Here is an 18,600-nt window from a genome sequence, read left to right as displayed (position 1 = left end):
CAGGACGGGAAAGTAGTATACCCGAACACGGCGAGCGCCACAAACTTTCATTCTCCGTCTCCATTCCAGGCCATGACAAACATAAGGAGTGAGAAAATAGCCCCTTTTGGGTAAATGTTTTTGACGCAAATCAAGCGCTTGTCATTTAAAAAACCACACAAATTGCGCTTGATCGCAAAATCTCGTTAGAGATCAGATTCCTGGCGCTTTACTTCCTGCCAGACTTCTTCCATCGCTTCGAGGTCAATTCCGCTCATTTCCAGGCCTCGCGAGGCGACAATCCGCTCAACTTCGCGAAAGCGTCGTTCGAATTTTAGGTTGGCTTTTTGCAGGGCGGTTTCCGCTTTTACACCCAGGTGGCGAGAAAGGTTGACGGTCGCGAACAACAGGTCGCCCATCTCTTCCTCAAGCTTTGCTTCATCCACCACCGCCTGCTGCGCTTCGTGCATGACTTCGTCAATCTCTTCGTGCACTTTATCCAGCACAGGGCCGAGGGAGGTCCAGTCAAAACCGACGGCGGAGCAGCGCTTCTGGATTTTATGCGCGCGCATCAGCGCGGGCAGGCTCAGTGGAATATCATCCAGCGCCGAGTGCTGGGATTTTTCCGCTCGCTCGGCGCTTTTGATCTGCTCCCAGCGGGCCAGCACCTCAGCGCTGTTCCCTGCGGTGGCATCGCCGAAGATATGGGGATGACGGCGCTCAAGCTTGTCGCTGATGGCAGCGCAGATATCGTCAAAGTTAAAGCGCCCTTCTTCCTGCGCCATTTGCGCATAGAACACCACCTGGAACAGCAGATCGCCCAGCTCGCCGCGCAGGTCGTCAAAATCTTCGCGGGAAATGGCGTCCAGCACCTCATAGGTCTCTTCAAGGGTATAAGGCGCGATGGTGGCGAAAGTCTGCTCTTTGTCCCACGGGCAGCCGTTTTCCGGGTCGCGCAGGCGTTTCATGATGCCGAGCAGGCGGTCGATTTGAGTCATAGTGTTTTCCATTAAAAAAACAAGCCGGGCGGCGGCAAAGCCTTACCCGGCCTACAGAAGAGTGTGTTTAACCGCCGTGCAGACGACGCGCGTCTATCACATCCGGCACCTGGTTCAGTTTGCCAAGCACGCGGCCCAGCACCTGCAGGTTGTAGATTTCGATGGTCATATCGATGGTGGCAAGCTGCTCGCGGGTATCGCTGCGGCTGGCGACGCCCAGCACGTTGACCTTCTCGTTGGCGAGAATGGTCGTGATGTCGCGCAATAGCCCGCTGCGGTCATTGGCAGTGACGCGCACCACCAGCGAGTAGCCAGCGGAATAGCTCTCACCCCAAACCGCTTCCACGATGCGCTCCGGCGCATGCGACTGCAGCTCGGCAAGCTGGTCACAGTCGGAACGGTGAATCGAAATCCCGCGTCCCTGGGTGATAAAGCCGACGATATCGTCGCCCGGAATAGGCTGGCAGCAGCGGGCAATGTGGTGCATCAGGTTACCTACGCCTTCAACCACCACGCGGCCGTTGTCTTTGCTGCGCTGCTGCGGGGCGTAGGTTTTCTGCTGCAGCTGCTTCAGCGCCGCCGCGTCCTGCTCTGCCGCGCTTGGCTTATTGAACTGCGCCTGCAGGAAGTTCACCATCTGATTCAGACGGATATCACCGCCGCCAATGGCCGCTAACAGCTCGTCAAGCTCGTTAAAGTTGTAGCGCGGCAGCAGGAATTTCTCCGCCTCTTTCAGGCTTATCCCGATATGCTCCAGCTCGTCGTCGAGGATCTGGCGGCCGGCAAGAATGTTCTTGTCACGATCCTGTTTACGGAACCAGGCGTGAATTTTCGATCGCCCGCGGCTGGTGGTGACGTAGCCCAGGTTCGGGTTAAGCCAGTCACGGCTCGGGTTGGGCTGCTTCTGGGTAATGATTTCAATCTGGTCACCCATCTGCAGTTGATAGGTGAACGGTACGATACGTCCGCCGATTTTCGCCCCGATGCAGCGGTGTCCCACATCGCTGTGGATGTGGTAGGCAAAATCGAGCGGCGTAGAGCCCGCCGGCAGGTCGACAACGTCCCCTTTTGGGGTAAAGACGTACACGCGATCGTCAAAGACCTGGCTACGCACTTCGTCGAGCATCTCGCCGGAGTCGGCCATCTCTTCCTGCCACGCAATCAGCTTGCGCAGCCAGGCAATGCGGTCTTCGTGGCCAGAACGCGCTCCGCCGGACGTGCCTTCTTTGTATTTCCAGTGCGCGGCCACGCCCAGCTCGGCGTCTTCGTGCATCTGTTTGGTGCGGATCTGAATCTCGACCGTTTTGCCGCCAGGGCCAAGCACAACGGTATGGATAGACTGATAGCCGTTCGGTTTGGGGTTGGCGACATAGTCATCGAACTCATCGGGAAGATGACGGAAGTGAGTGTGTACTATCCCCAGCGCGGCATAGCAGTCCTGCAGACGCTCCGCCACGATACGCACGGCGCGCACGTCAAACAGCTCGTCAAAGGCGAGGTGTTTCTTCTGCATTTTGCGCCAGATGCTGTAGATATGCTTAGGCCGGCCGTAGACTTCGGCGCGCACGTTCTCTTCTTTCATCGCCTGGCGCAGCCCGCCGACAAATTCCTCGATATAGTGCTCGCGGTCGATACGGCGCTCGTGCAGGAGTTTGGCAATACGTTTATATTCCGCCGGGTGCAGATAGCGGAAGCAGTAATCTTCCAGCTCCCATTTCAGCTGACCAATCCCTAAGCGGTTCGCCAGCGGCGCGTAGATATTTGTACACTCTTTGGCCGCCAGCACGCGCTCGTCTTCCGGCGCATCCTTCACCTCACGCAGGTGGGCAATACGCTCGGCAAGCTTGATGACTACGCAGCGGAAATCATCCACCATGGCCAGCAGCATCCGGCGAACGTTATCGACCTGCTCAGAGGAGACGGAATCGGTATGCGCGGCTTTGAGCTGGCGAATAGCCGCCATATCGCGCACGCCGTGGATCAGCGCGACGACGGATTTCCCGACGCTGTCGCGCAGTACGTCTTCGCTGACCACGTCCGCATCCGCGAGAGGGAAGAGAAGCGCGGCCTGCAGCGTTTCAATATCCATGTTCAGCATGGATAAGATTTCCACCATCTCCACGCCGCGCCACAGGAGAAGATCGGCATCCGGATGCCCCTGCGTGGTGCGCAGACAATAGGCCCAGGTTTCGGTTAAGCGTTCACACGACTGCTGGCTGGAAATTCCCAGACTTGCGATCCATTTTTGTGGGTCAAATTCCCCAGCTTTATTGAGATGTGCACTTCTTACCGCAACCATTGTCCTCTCCTTTAGGGACCTGGGCCTGTCGAAGTCGACAAGCCAAACAAATTAGATGTGCTCGAACAACACCATCGATTCCAGATGTCCAGTGTGCGGGAACATGTCCAGCATTGCCAGACGCTGAATCTGGTAACCCGCGCTGATTAATGCCTCGCTGTCCCGGGCAAGCGTTGCCGGGTTACAGGAAACATAGACCACACGCTTCGGCGCGAGTTTAATAATATGTGCCATCACACCCGGGGCACCGGCACGCGCCGGGTCGAGCAAAATTTTATCAAAGCCCTGCTTTGCCCACGGCTGTTGGGTGACATCTTCCTCAAGATTTTGATGAAAGAATGTCACATTTTGCAAGCCGTTCTGCTGCGCGTTCTCCTGCCCTTTAACCACCAGCGCCTCAACGCCTTCCACGCCGACGACGCTGGCCGCTTCTCGCGCCAGCGGCAGCGTGAAGTTGCCCATTCCGCAGAACAGGTCGAGCACCCGATCGCTTTTCTGAACGTCCAGCCACGTCAGCGCTTTCTCAACCATCTGCTGGTTAACGCCATCATTCACCTGAATGAAATCCCGCGGGCTGAACGTTAAGCGTAGCCCGTTTGACGCATACCAGGGCGCCTCACCGGTAACCTGCTCAAGTATCTCGCTTTGTGGTGCAAGGAAAAGCGCCAGGTCGTGGGAATGCGAAAAGCGTTCCAGTTTTTCGCGATCTTTTTTCGACAACGGCGCGGTATGGCGCAGGACCATCAGCGGTCCATTGTTTGCCATGACCAGTTCGACATGCCCGAGATGGCGAACGCCGTCCAGCCCGGAAAGACAGGTGCGCACTTCCGGAAGCAACGCCTCAAGATGGGGCACCAAAATGGGGCACTGCTGCACATCGACAATGTCGCTGGAACCGGCCTTGCGAAACCCCATCTCCAGCCGAGCCGTTTTTGGCTGATAGCTGAGGCTCAGGCGCGCGCGTCGACGATAGCCCCAGGGCACATCGGCGAGAATTTCGTTAACGTCATGTTTAAGCTGACGCGCCAGCGCGCGGCTTTTGCTTTTTTGCTGTAATTCTGTGCTCGCATGCTGTTGCTGGCAGCCCCCGCAAACGCCAAAATGTGGGCAGCGGGGCTTCACGCGCTCCGGGCTATCGTTGAGGCGACGCTTAACCTGTCCGCGCGCGAACTGGCGTTTATCTTCCGTCAGCGTAATTTCTGCTCGTTCTGTTGGCAGTAAACCTGTTATAAACAGAGCCTTACCATTATGACGTGCCACTCCCTGACCAAACGGATCGAGGTCCGTGGCTTCAACAGTAATGATTTGACGCGTCGTCACGCGTCGCTTTGCAGAGTAGAATTGCGCCATCGCCGAGATTTTTCTCACATAAACATAATTATCTTAATTGTCCCATAACGGAACGCCATGACCAACTACAGCCTGCGCGCGCGCATGATGATTTTGATCCTCGCCCCCACCGTTCTCATCGGTTTGCTGCTGAGTATCTTCTTTGTGGTGCACCGCTATAACGATTTGCAGCGGCAGCTGGAGGATGCAGGTGCCAGCATTATCGAACCGCTTGCCGTGTCCAGCGAGTACGGCATGAACCTGCAAAACCGCGAATCCATTGGTCAGTTAATCAGCGTGCTCCACCGCCGCCACTCGGACATCGTACGCGCCATTTCCGTTTACGACGAACATAACCGCCTGTTTGTCACCTCGAATTTTCATCTCGATCCGGCGGCTCTGAAGATCCCGGACGGTACGCCATTCCCGCGCCACCTCACCGTACTGCGGCGCGGCGATATCATGATCCTGCGCACGCCGATCGTATCGGAAAGCTATTCCCCCGATGAGTCTGCGCAATCCGATGCCAAATCCAGCAACAATATGCTGGGATATGTGGCGCTGGAGCTGGATCTCAAGTCGGTACGGCTACAGCAGTACAAAGAAATTTTTATCTCTGGCGTGATGATGCTGTTCTGCATTGGCATTGCGCTGATCTTCGGCTGGCGCCTGATGCGCGACGTGACGGGCCCCATCCGCAACATGGTTAACACGGTTGACCGCATCCGCCGCGGCCAGCTCGACAGCCGGGTGGAAGGGTTTATGCTGGGTGAGCTGGACATGCTGAAGAACGGCATCAACTCGATGGCCATGTCGCTGGCGGCGTATCACGAAGAGATGCAGCACAACGTTGACCAGGCCACGTCCGACCTGCGCGAAACGCTGGAGCAGATGGAGATCCAGAACGTTGAGCTGGATCTGGCGAAAAAGCGCGCCCAGGAAGCGGCACGTATTAAGTCGGAATTCCTTGCCAATATGTCTCACGAGCTGCGTACGCCGCTCAATGGCGTGATCGGCTTTACCCGCCTGACGCTGAAAAGCGAGCTTAACCCGACTCAGCGCGATCACCTGCACACCATTGAACGTTCGGCCAACAACCTGCTGGCGATCATCAACGACGTGCTCGACTTCTCCAAGCTGGAAGCGGGCAAGCTGATCCTGGAGAGTATTCCGTTCCCGCTGCGCAGTACGCTCGATGAGGTGGTGACGCTGCTCGCGCACTCGTCGCACGACAAAGGCCTTGAGCTGACGCTTAATATTAAAAACGACGTGCCGGATAACGTCATTGGCGATCCGCTGCGCCTGCAGCAGGTCATTACCAACCTTGTCGGGAATGCAATTAAATTCACCGAAAGCGGTAACATCGACATTCTGGTAGAAAAACGCTCCATCAGCAGCAATAAGGTGCAGATTGAAGTCCAGATCCGCGATACCGGCATCGGTATTCCTGAGCGGGATCAGTCGCGTCTGTTCCAGGCGTTCCGACAGGCGGACGCCAGTATCTCCCGCCGTCATGGCGGTACCGGCCTGGGGCTGGTGATCACCCAGCGCCTGGTGAACGAGATGGGCGGCGATATCTCATTCCACAGCCAGCCGAACCGTGGTTCAACCTTCTGGTTCCACATTAATCTGGACCTCAATCCGAATGTCCTGACCGATGGCCCGGTGACGGACTGCCTGAAAGGCAAGCGTCTGGCCTACGTCGAACCTAACGCGGCGGCCGCGCAGTGCGCGCTCGATATTTTAAGCACCACGCCGCTGGAGGTGGTCTACAGCCCAACCTTCTCAGCGCTTGCCGTTGAGCACTACGATATTCTGCTGATGGGGATCCCGGTTACCTTCACCGGCGAGCTGACCATGCAGCAGGAGCGGCTGGCGAAAGCCGCCTCAATGACCGACTATCTGCTGCTGGCGCTGCCCTGCCACGCCCAGATTAATGCAGAGGAGTTGAAAAACGACGGAGCCGCCGCGTGTCTGCTGAAGCCGCTCACCTCGACCCGCCTCCTGCCCGCGCTCACGGAGTATTGCCGTCTTAGCCAGCATGCTCTCCCGCTGATTAACGATGAGCAAAAATTGCCCATGAGCGTGATGGCAGTGGATGATAATCAAGCCAACCTGAAGCTGATTGGCGCATTGCTTGAGGACCAGGTTCAGCACGTTGAGCTGTGCACCAGCGGCGCGCAGGCGGTTGAACAGGCGAAGCAGATGCAGTTCGATTTAATCCTGATGGATATTCAGATGCCGGGCATGGATGGCATTCGGGCCTGCGAGCTGATCCACCAGCTGCCGCACCAGCAGCAAACCCCGGTCATTGCGGTCACCGCGCACGCGATGGCCGGCCAGAAAGAGAAGCTGCTGAGCGCCGGAATGAATGACTATCTGGCGAAGCCCATCGATGAAGAGAAACTTCATAATCTGCTGTTACGCTATAAGCCGGGTCACATTGGCGGGACGTACACGGTTTCCAGCGAGCCGGTTGAAATCAGCGTTAACCAGAACGCCACCTTTGACTGGCAGCTTGCCCTGCGCCAGGCGGCGGGTAAACCCGATTTAGCCCGCGAAATGCTGCAAATGCTGGTCGCGTTTCTGCCGGAAATTCGCAATAAGGTGGAAGAGCAGCTGGTGGGTGAAAATCCGGAAGCGCTGCTGGAAGCGATCCACAAGCTGCACGGCAGCTGCGGGTACAGCGGCGTACCGCGGCTGAAAAACCTTTGCCAGCTGCTGGAGCAGCAGCTGCGTGCCGGCACGCCGGAATCGGAGCTTGAACCGGAGTTCCTGGAGCTGCTGGATGAAATGGATAACGTAACGCGCGAAGCGACGAAGTTGCTGGGAAGCTGAGATAAAAGCCCGGTGGCGCTTCGCTTACCGGGCCTGCAATTGCGGGTGCGGCCTGATGCCCTCACCCCGATCCTCTCCCACAGGGAGAGGGAGAACTACATTCCCTGCCCTACTTTCAGCACCGCCGCGATATTCCTGGCGGCCATCCTGACGTTCTCGCTGGCATTTTCCAGCGCATCCTCCAGCGAGCAGATGGTGTAGATCACGCTAAACACCGCATCAATGCCGTGATCGTGTACCACGCCAACGTCCGCCGTCAGGCTGCCTGCAATGCCGATGACGGGTTTGTTAAAGCGTTTCGCCACTTTCGCCACGCCCACCGGGACTTTGCCGTGGATCGTCTGGCTGTCGATGCGGCCTTCTCCCGTGATCACCAGATCCGCATCGGCCACCTGGTCGGCCAGGTGTAGCGCATCGGTCACGATCTCAATGCCCTGGCGAAGCTGCGCGCCGCAAAAAGCGTACAGCGCGGCCCCCATGCCACCCGCCGCGCCGCCGCCAGCAAGGTTTAGCACGTCGATATCCAGATCCCGGGCAATGACTCTCGCATACTGCGCCAGCGCGTTGTCCAGGGTGACGATCATCTCGGGCGTGGCCCCCTTTTGCGGGCCAAATACGGCTGACGCGCCATCCTTACCGGTGAGCGGATTCGTCACATCACAGGCGACCTCTATCCGGCACTCCGCCAGACGTCTGTCCAGCCCGCTCAGGTCGATACGCGCGAGTTTTCCCAGCTCGCCCCCGCCCTGCCCAAGGGGCTGCCCGCTGTCGTCCAGCAGCTTTGCCCCCAACGCCTGCACCATCCCTGCTCCGCCGTCATTGGTGGCGCTGCCGCCAATGCCGATGATGATATGCTTAACGCCCGCGTCCAGCGCGTGACGAATAAGTTCGCCCGTGCCCCACGAGGTGGTTTTCAGGGGATTACGCTGCGAAGGGACGACCAGCTCCAGGCCGCTAGCCGCCGCCATTTCAATAAAGGCACTCTGCTCGTCACCGGATAAGCCATAAAATCCTTCCACGCGCTCACCCAGCGGGTCGGTCACCGGAACATGTACAATGCGTCCCTGCGTTGCCGCGATCATCGCCTCAACCGTTCCTTCGCCACCGTCCGCGACCGGAAGTTTGACGTAAACCGCCTCGGGAAAGATCTCGCGAAAACCACGCTCTATCGCTGTCGCAACCTCAAGCGCACTCAAACTTTCCTTATACGAGTCCGGTGCGATAACAATTTTCATAAGCCATCCTTACGCATAGTCATTACGTTAAGCATACACCACGTAAAAGACCGCTCGTGGGAGCGGTCCCAATGCGTTTATCGTACCATGCACGGGCGTTTATTGTCGAATGTCCAGTCGGGGATCAGATACTGCATCGCCATCGCATCGTCGCGCGCGCCCAGACCGTGTTTTTGATACAGCTCATGGGCTTTCATAACCTGGTCCATATCCAGCTCAACCCCTAGCCCCGGCGTGGAAGGCACCTGCACCATGCCACCTATGATCTCAAACGGCCGCTTAGTCAGACGCTGATTACCTTCCTGCCAGATCCAGTGCGTGTCGATAGCGGTAATCGTGCCCGGCGCGGCGGCGGCAACGTGCGTGAACATCGCCAGCGACACGTCGAAGTGGTTATTAGAGTGCGAGCCCCAGGTCAGGCCAAACTCGTGGCACATTTGCGCCACGCGCACCGACCCCTGCATCGTCCAGAAGTGCGGGTCTGCCAGCGGAATATCGACGGACTGCAATGACAGGGTGTGTCCCATCTGACGCCAGTCGGTGGCAATCATATTGGTCGCGGTCGGCAGCCCCGTGGCGCGACGGAATTCCGCCATGACTTCACGGCCCGAGAAGCCCTGTTCAGCCCCACACGGATCTTCCGCATACGCCAGCACGCCTTTCAGCTGCTTACCAATTTTGATCGCTTCATCAAGCGACCACGCGCCGTTCGGATCCAGCGTCACGCGCGCCTGCGGGAAACGTTTTGCCAGCGCGGTGACGGCTTCCGCCTCTTCCTCACCGGCCAGCACGCCGCCCTTCAGTTTGAAATCATTAAAGCCATATTTTTCGTACGCGGCTTCCGCCAGGCGCACCACCGCATCCGGGGTCATCGCCTCGTCGTGGCGAAGTCGATACCAGTCGCATTGTTCATCCTGCTGGCTCTGATAAGGCAATGGCGTCAGCCTGCGGTCGCCGACAAAGAACAGATAGCCCAGCATTTCCACTTCGCTGCGCTGCTGCCCCTCGCCCAACAGCGAGGCAACGTTAACGCCCAGATGCTGACCCAGCAGATCCAGCATCGCGGATTCAATCCCGGTCACTACGTGAATGGTGGTGCGCAGATCGAAGGTCTGCAGGCCACGCCCTCCGGCATCGCGATCGGCAAAGGTATTGCGCACGGTGTTGAGGACATTTTTGTACTCGCCCAGCGTTTTGCCCACCACCAGCGGAATGGCATCTTCCAGCGTCTGGCGGATCTTCTCCCCGCCCGGAATTTCGCCCACGCCCGTATGGCCGGAATTGTCTTTGATAATGACAATATTGCGGGTGAAGAATGGCGCATGCGCGCCGCTCAGGTTCATCAGCATGCTGTCATGGCCCGCAACCGGAACGATCTGCATGGCGGTGACTACAGGGGTAGAAAAAGTACTCATCGTGTAATCCTTTTATCAGTGACGTCCAAAAACAGGGCGCTTACGGTCAAATGTCCAGCCGGGGATCAGGTACTGCATCGGGCCCGCGTCGTTACGCGCGCCGCCCGGTAGCTTTTTATACGCCTCATGGGCTTTATGGATCTGATCCCAGTCAATCTCCACGCCCAACCCCGGCGCATCCGGTACGGCAATCTTGCCGTTGATGATTTCCAGCGGATTTTTCGTCAGGCGGGCTTCCCCTTCCTGCCAAATCCAGTGGGTGTCGATGGCGGTCGGGTTACCCGGCGCCGCCGCGCCAACGTGGGTAAACATCGCCAGCGAAATATCAAAGTGGTTGTTCGAGTGACAGCCCCAGGTCAGCCCCCAGTCATCGCACAGCTGCGCCACGCGCACTGCACCTGAAAGCGTCCAGAAGTGAGGGTCCGCCAGCGGAATATCGACGGCGTTCAGCATCACCGCATGACCCATTTCACGCCAGTTGGTGGCTATCATATTGGTCGCAACAGGCAGCCCGGTGGCGCGACGGAACTCGGCCATAACTTCACGGCCCGAGAAGCCCTGCTCCGCACCGCAGGGATCTTCTGCATAGGTCAGGACATCCCCCAGCCCTTTGCACAGGCTAATGGCTTCATCCAGCAGCCATGCGCCGTTGGGATCGACGGTGATCCGCGCATCCGCAAAGCGTTTTTTCAGCACCCGGACCGTTTCAATCTCCTGCTCGCCGGGCAGCACGCCGCCCTTCAGCTTGAAATCCTTGAAGCCGTAGCGATCCTGCGCCGCCTCGGCCAGCCGCACCACCGCGTCGCTGGAGAGCGCTTCCTGGTGGCGCAGGCGATACCATTCGTGATCGCCCGTGGATCGAGCCAGATAAGGGAGATCGGTCTTATTGCGATCGCCAACGTAGAACAGATAGCCCAGCACGGTAACCGCATCGCGCTGTTTGCCGGGCCCCAGCAGTTCGCAGACCGGGACATTGAGCGCCTTACCCAGCAAGTCGAGCAGGGCGGCCTCCAGCGCGGCGACCGCGTTGACGCGCAGTTCAAACGTCCAGGCACCTTTACCGAACGTATCAAAGTCCGCCGACTGATTGCCCTTATGGACCCGCTGAACGACCTTGTTCAGACGGGCGACCTCCTGGCCCACCACCTGCGGAATGGCATCGACCAGCGTCTGGTAGATCACCTCTCCGCCCGGGGCTTCGCCCACGCCGGTATTCCCTGAGCTGTCTTTCAGCACGACGATATTACGGGTAAACCAGGCGCTATGCGCACCGCCAATGTTGAGCAGCATGCTGTCCTGTCCGGCTACCGGAATGACCTTCATCTCCGTAACGGTTGGGCTCGATTGCGTTGTCATCATCCACGCTCCGCAACAGGTTTAAGTTCGACGCGTTTGATATCCCCAACCAGCACCAGGTAACTCAGCACCGCCACCAGCGCATGCACACCCACGTAGATCAGCGCACCGTTGAAAGAGCCGGTGGTACCGACGATGTAGCCGATAGCGATAGGCGTAACAATCCCGGAGATATTGCCGAACATGTTGAACAGTCCGCCGCTCAGGCCGCTGATCTCCTTCGGCGCCGTATCCGCCATCACCGCCCAGCCCAGCGCGCCAATGCCTTTGCCGAAGAAGGCCATCGCCATAAAGCCGATAATCATCCATTCGGCGTTGACGTAGTTACAGAACACCATGGTCATGGAGAGCAGCATGCCGAGCACAATCGGGGTTTTACGCGCAATGTTCAGCGAGCCGGTCCGGCGCATCAGCCAGTCGGAAATCACTCCGCCGAGCACGCCACCGACGAAGCCGCAGATTGCCGGAACCGACGCGACAAATCCCGCTTTCAGAATCGACATGCCGCGTGCCTGCACCAGGTATACCGGGAACCAGGTGATGAAGAAGTAGGTTAAGGCGTTAATACAGTACTGGCCCAGATAGATGCCGATCATCATTCGCGAGCCGACGAGCTGCTTGATCTGCGCCCATTTCTGGCTGAACGGGACTTTTGCTTTTGCGGATTTCTGATCCATATTGATCAGCGCGCCACCTTCCGCGATGTACTCCAGCTCTTTTTTGTTCACGCCAGGGTGCTGGTTGGGTTCGTGGATCACTTTCAGCCAGACGAAGCTGATGACGATCCCAAGCCCGCCCATGAAGAAGAAGACGTGCGACCAGCCCACCTCATGCGTCAGCCAGCCCATGATTGGCGCGAAGATCACCGTTGCGAAGTACTGTGCGGAGTTGAAAATCGCCACCGCCGTTCCCCTCTCCTGCGCCGGGAACCAGGCAGCGACAATGCGGCTGTTCCCCGGGAAGGAAGGTGCTTCCGCTAAGCCTACCAGGAAGCGCAGCGTGAAGAGCGCCACGATAATGCCGAAGCCGCTGAAGATATCGACGAACCCCTGTAACAGGGTAAACATCGACCAGATAAAGATGGACCAGAAATAGACGCGTTTAGATCCAAAACGGTCCAGCAGCCAGCCGCCAGGAATTTGCCCGATGACGTAGGCCCATGAGAATGCGGAGAAAACGTAACCCATGCCCACCGGATCAAGGCCGATATCTTTTGCCATTTCCGAACCGGCAATCGACAGCGTGGCGCGGTCACCATAGTTAAAGGATGTGACGATAAACAGCATCACCACTATCCAGTAGCGGGCGTTGGTGCGCTTTTCAGCGCTGCTCGCTGCGTGGCTTAATGTACTCATTGTTGCACTCCTGAAACATAGCTTTCGCCTGGTTCATTCTGTACAGCACCGGTAGGGTAATCAGAATGAGATTGGTGTTTTGTCGTTTTGGTACGGCCTGACGCCGTTTTATAGTGACCGGAAAAGTATATGAAGGAGTGCCTCATCACCTCACCGTGCAGAAACACAGTATTAAAGGGTGTATGAGAGGTTGTTTATGGCATAAGCCCAGGGGAATGGAAGGTGGTTCACGGAATTGGCGTTTGGAGCGGGATGTATCGCCGGGCGGCGGCTACGCCTGACCCGGCCTACAAAACTATTTAAGGAGAGTTGCCCAGTGCTCGACCCACGGGTTCGATTCGCTTTCGGGTTCAGGATGCTCCCCGGCATCAATCAGCAGCATCTCGCCGACGCGCTGGGCGCTCTGTTCCTGCAGGAGCGCATCGAACTGCTTGCCGCCGCCGCAGAAGTTAGCGTAAGAGCTGTCGCCCAGAGCAATGATGCCGTAGTGCACGTCCGGCTGATAGCCAAGCTGGTCTTTAATTCCCTGGAAAAGCGGCACGATGCTGTCCGGCAGATCGCCCTGCCCGGTGGTGGAGGTCACCACCAGAATGTATTTATCTTTATACTTTTCCCAGTCTGCCAGTTCCGGATCTTCATAGACCGTGGCTTTATGGCCCTGGCTGGCGAGTATTGCCTCAGCCTCTTCCGCTACCAGCAGCGAGTTGCCGTACATTGTCCCGACAAAAATGCCTACTTCAGCCATGCTATTTTCCCATAATGAATGCGCTTACTCTTCATCCTGAACGTTGCCCGGTACAAACTCAACCCTTTCATTTTCGGGGAGTTGTCCCAGCCAGCCAAACTGTGACAGCGCCTGCATCCAGACGTCGTCCAGCCCAGCACGGATAGTCAGCGGCTCGCCGGTAAACGGGTGCGTCAGGCTCAGCTCGCTGGCGTGCAGCATCAGACGATGGCAGCCAAAGTGTTCGGCCGCGCTGCGGTTCTGGCGCAAATCACCGTGTTTGCTGTCGCCAATAATCGGATGGCGCAGGTGCGCAAGATGGCGTCGCAGCTGGTGCTTACGCCCGGTTTTAGGCAGAAGCTCAACCAGGCTGTAGCGTGTGGTCGGGAATTTGCTGGTTGCCACCGGCATTTCGGTCGTCGCCATGCCGCGATAGTCCGTCACCGCGGGCTGAGGACCTTTGTCATCGCGGGCAAATTTATCGGCGATTTTGTCCAGTTCCTCCACCAGCGGATAGTCCAGCGTGGCGGCTTCCGTCAGCCAGCCGCGCACGATCGCGTGATAGCGCTTTTGCATCTGATGCTGTTCAAACTGCTGTGACAGCAGACGCCCCGCCTCGCTGGAAAGCCCCATCAGCAGCACGCCGGAGGTCGGCCTGTCGAGACGATGGGCGGTAAAAACCTGCTGGCCAATCTGGTCACGAACGGTCTGCATCACCACCACCTTCTCATCGCGATCGAGCCAGCTGCGGTGTACCAGCCAGCCTGACGGTTTATTTACCGCCACCAGCCACTCGTCCTGATAGAGGATCTCAAGCGTCATGCATCTTCACCGGCGAACAGGGCATCCAGTTTTTCCAGTTCGACCAGCATCACGTCGCGCGCAGGGTGCGTCGCCTCGAGCGCCATTTCATAGTAGGGAGAGACAGCAAACGCCTGCGGAAGCGGGTGACCGCCCTCAAGCAGGGCGTGCATGCGCGGAATTAACACCCACTGCAGCCATTCAAACGGGGCCAGCGTATCCAGGCAGAAGGGCTGAGTGCTCGCGAACGCTTCTGGCTGCGGCGCGGTCTCCTGCCACAGCTGATGTTGGCGCAAAAGGGCTTCGATGGCGTGCAACTGAGCACGAACGCTATCGTGTTGCGTCATTGTAACCTCAACTGAAAAAGTGAACGGCGCGCAGCATAGCATTGCGGAAGGCAGAAATAAAAAAAGGGAGCACTGTAAAAACAGTGCTCCCGGTTCGTTTCGCAGCATTCCAGCTACAATTCGTGCTCCCTGCTCATCCGTGACAACTTTTCCTGAAGCCCGAAGGCCTGGTCATCCGTAAGCCGATGCATCCTGCACACATCTTCCTGACGCGTTTGTTTCATCCTGAAACGTCCTGGCCTTCCTGACCCACCGACCATCCTGACCGGCTCTCATTCTCCTTCCTGGAGGTGTCCCTTACGCATCCTGCGTTATCCACTTCGCTTCATCCTGAAGCCTTCCTGCAGCGCCATCCTGACGAGTCCTGCGTGAGAAACGCCATCATCCTGATGTTCGTTTCTCGTGTCGGCGTCCTGTCGACGGAGATAGAATCCGCTATTCCGCTTCGTCTTACAACCCACTCAGCCGGAGTTGTAAGACGCACAGGCTCCCTAAAAATAATAGGACGAACAACTAATCTGTTGAAAAATAGAGTGTTATTAATCTGAATTTAATGAGGTAATACTGAATGTTCCAGCGATCTCTCACAAACCTTGTAAGAGATCTCTCACACGCGCTGTAGCAGCATGGATTACAGAAGTGGCTCAAGTCGGGTGAGGAAATCCGCAAGAGAGGGGGCGAGAGTCTCGCGATTGCGGGTGCCGATAGTCTCTTTAACCACTTCACCTGACAGGTTACAGACGGATAACACATCCAGTTCGCTGTCCAGCGTGGCAATAAAAAGCGTCGGAGAAAGCTTAAGGCGTTTTTGCGTAACCAGATGACCAATCAGGTTTTCCTGAACACGCTGCAGATCGTCTTCGCTCCAGGTCTGCAACAGCGTCAGCGTGATATCAGCAAAGCGCGCGGGCATATCCCCTGCGAACTGCGTGGTATAAAACGCGTGAACCGCTGGTTGTACCACAATGTCCATTGCACGCTCAACCGCATTTACATTTTGCTCGCCATCGGAAGGTTTTGGCTGCCAGATAACGTAATCGTCGACTGAAGAGATAATGCACGGCGAGGGTACGCCATACAAATCAGTGCTTTGTGGCCATGTTCCGTGCTTTTCATGCCATGCATCGCAGTAGCGGGTCGTGAAGGTAGTGAGGGCATTTGCAGTTTCGATGTCCACCGATTTCTCTCTTCTTGTCAGACAGGATAAACTCAGGCCATAAGTGTACCTGTAAAGTGGTTATGAAACATGTCTTACGAAAATCATCAGGCGTTAACCGGCTTAACGCTGGGTAAATCGACCGATTACCGCGATACCTACGATGCAAGCCTGCTGCAGGGCGTGCCGCGCAGCCTGAATCGCGATCCTCTGGGCCTGCATGCGAATGCCTTGCCGTTTGTCGGCGGTGACATCTGGACGCTGTACGAACTCTCGTGGCTTAACGCGCGCGGTCTGCCGCAGGTGGCAGTGGGCCACGTTGAGCTGGATTACGCCAGCGTTAATCTCGTCGAGTCCAAAAGCTTTAAGCTCTATCTCAACAGCTTTAACCAGACAAAATTCAACAGCTGGGACGACGTTCAGCACACCCTGGAACGTGATTTGAGCGCCTGCGCGCAGGGAAAGGTGAGCGTTTCACTGTATCGCCTGCACGAGCTGGAAGGGCAGCCAGTCGCCCACTTCAACGGGACCTGCATCGACGATCAGGATATCGAGGTGGAGAATTATGAATTCAGCGCGGACTACCTCGAAAACGCGGCGAGCGGCAAAGTGGTTGAAGAGACGCTGGTCAGCCACCTGCTGAAATCCAACTGCCTGATCACCCACCAGCCGGACTGGGGCTCGGTGCAGATCCAGTACCGCGGCCCGAAAATTGACCGGGAAAAATTGCTGCGCTACCTGGTCTCGTTCCGCCATCACAACGAATTTCACGAGCAGTGCGTGGAGCGCATCTTTAGCGATATTCAGCGTTTCTGCCAGCCAGAAAAACTGAGCGTTTATGCGCGCTATACCCGCCGGGGCGGTCTGGACATCAACCCGTGGCGCACCAACACCGATTTTGTGCCGGCAACGGGACGGCTGGTGCGTCAGTAATATAAATATTTTCACAATATGCGCGGTATCTTCCGCGCTTTAGGTTGTGAAACGTCACGCGCCAGGGCTATTGTAATCAACAGGGAAAGACGATAATCGTCCCGTAAGGAGCTCACTTGATTACACATATTAGCCCGCTTGGCTCAATGGATATGTTGTCGCAGCTGGAAGTGGACATGCTTAAGCGCACGGCCAGCAGCGATCTTTATCAACTGTTTCGTAACTGTTCACTTGCCGTTCTGAACTCCGGAAGCCTGACAGATAACAGTAAAGAACTGCTGTCCCGCTTCGAAAGCTTTGATATCAACGTGCTGCGCCGCGAGCGTGGCGTGAAGCTTGAAGTCATCAACCCGCCGGAAGAGGCCTTTGTCGACGGGCGCATCATCCGTTCACTTCAGGCTAACCTGTTTGCCGTGCTGCGTGACATTCTGTTTGTTAACGGGCAGATCCACAACGCAGGCCGTTTCCAGCATCTAGACCTGGAAAGCTCGGTCCATATCACCAACCTGGTGTTCTCCATTTTGCGTAACGCCCGGGCCCTGCACGTTGGCGAAGCGCCGAACATGGTCGTCTGCTGGGGCGGCCACTCCATTAACGAAACTGAATACCTTTATGCGCGTCGGGTGGGCACCCAGCTCGGCCTGCGCGAGCTGAATATCTGTACCGGCTGCGGTCCGGGTGCGATGGAAGCGCCAATGAAAGGTGCCGCAGTAGGTCACGCGCAGCAGCGTTACAAAGAGGGACGGTTTATTGGCATGACCGAGCCGTCAATCATTGCCGCTGAGCCGCCTAACCCGCTGGTTAACGAGCTGATTATCATGCCGGATATCGAGAAACGTCTTGAAGCGTTTGTCCGTATCGCCCACGGCATTATCATCTTCCCGGGCGGCGTAGGGACAGCGGAAGAGCTGCTCTACCTGCTGGGTATTCTGATGAACCCGGCCAACAAAGATCAGGTTCTGCCGCTGATCCTGACCGGGCCAAAAGAGAGCGCCGACTACTTCCGCGTGCTGGACGAGTTTATCGTGCACACGCTGGGCGAAGCCGCGCGTCGTCACTATCGCATCATCATTGACGATGCCGCAGAAGTGGCGCGCCAGATGAAAAAAGCGATGCCGCTGGTAAAAGAAAACCGTCGTGATACCGGCGATGCGTACAGCTTTAACTGGTCAATCCGTATCGCGCCGGACCTGCAGATCCCGTTCGAGCCAACGCACGAAAATATGGCGAACCTAAAACTCTACCCGGACCAGCCGGTGGAAGTCCTGGCTGCCGATCTGCGTCGTGCCTTCTCCGGGATTGTTGCGGGCAACGTGAAAGAGATGGGCATCCGCGCCATTGAACAGTACGGTCCATACAAGATCCACGGCGACCAGGAGATGATGCGCCGCATGGACGACATGCTGCAGGGCTTTGTCGCCCAGCACCGCATGAAGCTGCCGGGCTCAGCCTATATTCCTTGCTACGAAATCTGCACATAACGCTCAGCAGCATCTGATCAAAGCCGGGTCGCCCTGTTGCGCGTCCCGGCTTTTTTATTACCGAGGTAATTCATACGCATCACTTATGTCTTTTACAAACTATGCGCAAACGCAAACGATTACCTGGTTTTTTCAACCGTAAATTATCAGCCTTAATCCAAATTACCTGCCAGAAAATACTAAAAACCCATTTCTTTACAGCGAAAGACACCTATATCACGGGGCGGTCTTTCAGCACACATGTCGTTGGTGGTAGCCTTCGCGCCCGTAAATTCTCTTTGATGTTTTTTTAACAGATAAATGGTCTAAAGATGCCCACATCATAAGTGGATTATTGCATTTGGGATCACGATC

Annotated in this window: 14 protein-coding genes; 3 read left to right on the top strand and 11 right to left on the bottom strand. The window is 56.9% G+C overall.

Annotated features, from left to right (window positions below; all coding sequences use genetic code 11):
* Positions 1–185: 185 nt before the first annotated feature.
* From mazG to rlmD, 3 genes are all read right to left on the bottom strand, one after another.
* The gene (gene mazG / locus AC1VYI_RS06350) at positions 186–977 is read right to left on the bottom strand and encodes a nucleoside triphosphate pyrophosphohydrolase (RefSeq protein ID WP_023333241.1); all 792 of its coding nucleotides are present in this window, start codon (positions 975–977) and stop codon (positions 186–188) included.
* Between the two features lie 67 nt (positions 978–1,044).
* Positions 1,045–3,276: a GTP diphosphokinase gene (gene relA, locus AC1VYI_RS06345; RefSeq protein ID WP_023309015.1), complete on the bottom strand. Its 2,232-nt coding sequence runs from the start codon at positions 3,274–3,276 to the stop codon at positions 1,045–1,047.
* A gap of 51 nt (positions 3,277–3,327) precedes the next feature.
* Complete coding sequence (gene rlmD, locus AC1VYI_RS06340) at positions 3,328–4,626, bottom strand: 23S rRNA (uracil(1939)-C(5))-methyltransferase RlmD (protein WP_134867207.1); 1,299 nt, start codon at positions 4,624–4,626, stop codon at positions 3,328–3,330.
* A 57-nt stretch (positions 4,627–4,683) separates the two neighbouring features.
* Between rlmD and barA the strand changes: the two genes are divergently transcribed.
* Positions 4,684–7,443: a two-component sensor histidine kinase BarA gene (gene barA / locus AC1VYI_RS06335; protein ID WP_047059997.1), complete on the top strand. Its 2,760-nt coding sequence runs from the start codon at positions 4,684–4,686 to the stop codon at positions 7,441–7,443.
* Positions 7,444–7,538: 95 nt separating this feature from the next.
* Here barA and AC1VYI_RS06330 read toward each other — a convergent pair whose 3' ends face one another.
* The 8 genes from AC1VYI_RS06330 to syd form a co-directional block, all read right to left on the bottom strand.
* Positions 7,539–8,678, bottom strand: coding sequence for a glycerate kinase (locus AC1VYI_RS06330; RefSeq protein ID WP_045619998.1), 1,140 nt, complete (start codon positions 8,676–8,678; stop codon positions 7,539–7,541).
* Positions 8,679–8,755: 77 nt separating this feature from the next.
* A complete protein-coding gene (gene gudD, locus AC1VYI_RS06325) occupies positions 8,756–10,093 on the bottom strand; it encodes a glucarate dehydratase (RefSeq protein WP_134867205.1) in 1,338 nt (445 codons plus the stop codon).
* 15 nt (positions 10,094–10,108) lie between these two features.
* On the bottom strand, positions 10,109–11,449 hold the full coding sequence (locus AC1VYI_RS06320) for an enolase C-terminal domain-like protein (protein ID WP_134867431.1): 1,341 nt from the start codon (positions 11,447–11,449) through the stop codon (positions 10,109–10,111).
* Positions 11,449–12,804: a galactarate/glucarate/glycerate transporter GudP gene (gene gudP, locus AC1VYI_RS06315; protein ID WP_023309021.1), complete on the bottom strand. Its 1,356-nt coding sequence runs from the start codon at positions 12,802–12,804 to the stop codon at positions 11,449–11,451. The genes AC1VYI_RS06320 and gudP overlap by 1 nt, the downstream gene beginning before the upstream one ends.
* A gap of 295 nt (positions 12,805–13,099) precedes the next feature.
* A complete protein-coding gene (locus tag AC1VYI_RS06310; protein WP_029741558.1) occupies positions 13,100–13,549 on the bottom strand; it encodes a flavodoxin in 450 nt (149 codons plus the stop codon).
* A 24-nt stretch (positions 13,550–13,573) separates the two neighbouring features.
* Positions 13,574–14,350 (bottom strand): tRNA pseudouridine(65) synthase TruC, encoded by a 777-nt coding sequence (truC, locus tag AC1VYI_RS06305; protein ID WP_134867203.1) that lies wholly within the window; start codon positions 14,348–14,350, stop codon positions 13,574–13,576.
* Positions 14,347–14,676, bottom strand: a complete 330-nt coding sequence (locus tag AC1VYI_RS06300; RefSeq protein WP_023309024.1) for a YqcC family protein — start codon at positions 14,674–14,676, stop codon at positions 14,347–14,349. Before AC1VYI_RS06300 ends, truC begins: the two co-directional genes overlap by 4 nt.
* Before the next feature lie 631 nt (positions 14,677–15,307).
* Positions 15,308–15,853: a SecY-interacting protein gene (syd, locus tag AC1VYI_RS06295; protein ID WP_226484245.1), complete on the bottom strand. Its 546-nt coding sequence runs from the start codon at positions 15,851–15,853 to the stop codon at positions 15,308–15,310.
* Positions 15,854–15,922: 69 nt separating this feature from the next.
* Between syd and queF the strand changes: the two genes are divergently transcribed.
* Both queF and ppnN read left to right on the top strand, forming a co-directional pair.
* The gene (gene queF, locus AC1VYI_RS06290) at positions 15,923–16,765 is read left to right on the top strand and encodes an NADPH-dependent 7-cyano-7-deazaguanine reductase QueF (RefSeq protein WP_226484249.1); all 843 of its coding nucleotides are present in this window, start codon (positions 15,923–15,925) and stop codon (positions 16,763–16,765) included.
* A gap of 116 nt (positions 16,766–16,881) precedes the next feature.
* Positions 16,882–18,246, top strand: a complete 1,365-nt coding sequence (ppnN, locus tag AC1VYI_RS06285; RefSeq protein ID WP_134867199.1) for a nucleotide 5'-monophosphate nucleosidase PpnN — start codon at positions 16,882–16,884, stop codon at positions 18,244–18,246.
* The last annotated feature ends 354 nt before the right edge of the window (positions 18,247–18,600 follow it).

Source organism: Enterobacter sp. QK-SA4, assembly GCF_056856775.1.
This window is presented reverse-complemented; position numbering and strand designations above follow the sequence as displayed.